Genomic DNA, 1217 nt, shown 5'->3' on the forward strand with positions numbered 1-1217 from the left:
GCTGAGGTAAATATGGATAGTTCAACCCCTTTTCGTCTCCCTCGTAAAACGCCGTTTGGCATTGGTGAAAACGTTGCAGAATGGGCTACGGGTTTAAGTCAGCTCGATAAATTCTACGCCCAACGCCCCGTGAATACGGATACCAAAACTTTCTTGCGATTCACACTGGATATTTTGGGTATCGACTATCGCATTGCCCATGGTTCGCTCGGCTCAGTGCCAAAGCAAGGCGCAACCGTCATTGTGGCGAATCACCCTCTCGGCTGTGTTGAAGGCGTGATTCTCGCCGAACTACTGTTGATGGTACGAGACGATATCCAAATTTTAGCGAATCAGTACCTGAAAACCGTGCCAGAGCTCGACCAACTTTTTATTGGTGTCGACGTATTCGAGGGCAAAGATGCGGTCAAGTCGAACATGAAGGCACTTAGAGCAGCCAACAAACACCTTGCGAATGGCGGCTTGTTATTAGTTTTCCCTGCGGGTGAAGTGTCGCAGTTGGTGGATGCCAAACAACAGCGTTTAGAAGACAAAGAATGGAGCCGCAGTGTCAGCGCGTTAATTCGTAAGAACAAAGCCGTCACTGTTCCTGTCTTCATTCGTGGGCAGAACTCAAAACGCTTCTACATGGCAGGTAAAATCCACCCTCTTTTACGCACCTTGATGTTAGGAAGAGAGCTGCTCAACAAGAGCGCAAAAACCATTGAGTTGTCCTTTGGGCAAGCAATCAAGTTTAAAGAACTCAATAACCTCAACGATGATCAGATCGTCAATTATCTAAGGCTCAACACCTACCTGCTTAACCGCGATGTAAATGCCACTCAGCAAACGGTCTCAGACAATGATCTCTTACCTATTGCGGCAGGGTTACCCATAGGCCAATTACTTGAAGAGCTGCACAGCTTACCGGCAGAAACCCAATTGCTTCAAAATGGCGAGTTCGACGTGTACTGCGCCAGTGCGCAGCAGATCCCATCTCTCCTGCATGAAATTGGCCGCTTGCGAGAACATAATTTCCGTCAAGTTGGCGAAGGGACCGGACAAGCGATAGACATCGATCACTTCGATCATGATTACCTGCACCTGTTTGTGTGGGATCGTGAGAACCAATGCATGGTAGGAGCTTACCGTCTTGGATTAGTTGATCAATTATTGGCGAAATATGGCGTAGAAGGATTGTATTCGCGCACATTGTTAAACTATGACCAACGCTTTCT

1 protein-coding gene is annotated in these 1217 nt (G+C 47.6%); it reads left to right on the forward strand.

Annotated elements, in window-relative coordinates; all coding sequences use genetic code 11:
* Window positions 1–12: 12 nt before the first annotated feature.
* The coding region (locus R7O12_RS25730) for a lysophospholipid acyltransferase family protein (protein ID WP_318126890.1) at window positions 13–1217 on the forward strand (1205 nt) is incomplete at its 3' end.

Source organism: Vibrio sp. Vb1574 (assembly GCF_033338675.1).